We start from the raw sequence: 2,288 nt of genomic DNA on the forward strand, positions 1-2,288 counted from the left end.
GAAATCGAGCGCTTTTTGCCCTTTACTTCCAGGCTGCCCATGATCGCGACCTCAGCACGCGACGACGGCGCAAACAGCTGACCGAGGCCGGGATCCGCAAGGATTGATGTGACCGACGCCAGGGCTTTTTCGCGCTCTGACGGAGGCCAGTCCGCACCCGTTCGCAAGAGATAGCGCTCCGCCGCGCGCTGGCGTTCGGGCTCGGCAATGCCCGGCAGCATCTGCAGCAGTTTGTGAAGGGCAAGCCCGCGCAGCACCGCAAAGCCCGGCTCGGCATCGGCGTCGAGCACCGGCGACGCCTTGTCGACCACAGCTTCCTTGCCTTCGTCTATCAGCGCCGCAGCACCGGATGGCGACAGCGGACGCGGCAGATCCTCGAAGGGGGGCAAGGGCCGGAACAAGGTCGCCGGCAGAGGTCCGAAAGCATCCGTCGGCCGCGCCTGCTCGCCGGAAGCCAGTGCGACCGGCGGCAGCTTGGTGACATGGAAACGATGCACCGGCTCGCCGCCGGCGGGATGCGCACGCTGCTCGCTTTCCGGCGCACCGATCAACGCGCGGCTGACGATCGAATGCCAGGTGCCGGCGTTCGGCGCTCGCTTGCCGTGATAGCCGCAGACGATCAGCCGGTCCTCGGCACGGGTCATGCCGACATAGAGCAGCCGGCGGTATTCGTCGTCGGCGAGTTCCCGTGCCCGCGCCGCCGCTGCTTTGGAAAAGCCGTTGGCGACGTCGCTGGCAGAGCGCCAGAGATAGCCCTTGCCGTCCCAATTCGCGCCGGAGCCATCGAAGGGCATCAGGCGCGGCAGATGCTGGTCACTGAACGGGGCGGAACCGCCATCGACCAGGAACACGACCGGCGCTTCCAGGCCCTTGGCAGCGTGCAGGGTCATGACCCGGACCTCGTCGCGGGTCTGGTCCATCTCGCGCTTGATCTCAGGACCGGCGTTTTCCAGCGTCGACAGGAAGGCTTCCAGCCCCGGCAGGCCGGTCCGTTCCTCGGCCAGGCAGAAGCTGAGGAACTCGTCGAGAATGTCGCCGGCTTCGGGCCCGAGCCGCGCGATCATCTTGCGGCGCACGCCATCACGCGCCAGCAGGCCAGCGTAAAACTCGAACACCGGTTTGAAGGCGGCCTCGTTCGTCCAGATGTCGACCTGGGCGACGATCTTCGCCAGTCTCTCGCTTTCGCCGGCGTGCTGTCGCAACGACGCGATCAGCGACAAGCCGGACGGCCTCTGCGCGGCGAGCGTGAAAAGCGTCTCTTCCGGCAGATCGAAGATCGGGCTGCGCAACACGGCGGCAAGCGACAGATCGTCCTGCGGCTGGATGAGGAGATGACCGAGCGCAATCAGGTCCTTGACCGCGATGTGTCCAGGCAGGCTCAGCCGGTCGGCGCCGGCAACCGGAATGTCGCGGCGTTTGAGTGCGCGGGTCAGCGCATGGACGAAGCGGTCGCGCTTGCGCACCAGCACCAGCACATCGCCCGGCCGCAGCCGCTTGCCCCGGCCTTCGATGATTTCGCCACTGCCGATCCAGCCGGCGATTGTGGCGGCGACGTTCTCAGCCACGCGCACCGCCGGCGCGTGCGCATGGTCGATGGCTTGCGTCCAGTCGTCGGGCTCATCGACGACATCGGCGCCGACCGACGGCCACACCTCGACATAGCCCGGTGCGTCGGTGCGGATCGCCTGGTGGCGCAGCGGATCGGGATCATGGCTGATGCCGCGCCGCACGCTCGCGTCGGCGAAGACGCGGTCGACCGCGGTAAGAACGTCGTCGGTCGAGCGGAACGACCAGGTCAGTTTGAGATCGGCAAAGGACGCCTCGGCGTCACGCACCCGTCCCGCGAACAACAGCCGGCTGTCGGCGAAGGAGTCCGGGGCAGCCCCCTGGAACGAATAGATCGACTGCTTCTCGTCGCCGACCGCGAAGACCGTGCGATGGACCCTGTCGCGCGCGCCAAAGCCGGCAAAGAATTCTTCCGCCAGCCGTTTCACCACTTCCCATTGGTCCGGACTGGTGTCCTGCGCCTCGTCGAGCAGGATATGGTCGATGCCCTGGTCAAGCTTGTATTGCACCCAGGGGCCGGCGTCTGGCCGCGCCAGCAGGTTGACGGTGCGGGTGATCAGGTCGTTGAAATCGAGAAAGCCGCGGCTGCGCTTCAGCATTTCGTAGCGGGCGATCAGCCAGTCGGCGATGGTCAGCGCCGCTCTTGTACCCTCCAGCATCCGGAACAGGGCCAGCCGGTCGGTGGTTTCGACGATGGCATTGGCGGCCGAGAGATAGCGCTC

1 protein-coding gene is annotated in these 2,288 nt (G+C 66.7%); it reads right to left on the reverse strand.

The features are described 5' to 3' along the window. Positions 1-2,288, reverse strand: a 2,288-nt coding sequence (addA, locus tag EN893_RS29770; protein WP_128362014.1) for a double-strand break repair helicase AddA, incomplete at both ends; no start/stop codon positions are given.

Source organism: Mesorhizobium sp. M7A.F.Ca.CA.004.04.2.1 (assembly GCF_004022825.1).
Taxonomy (GTDB): Bacteria; Pseudomonadota; Alphaproteobacteria; order Rhizobiales; family Rhizobiaceae; genus Mesorhizobium.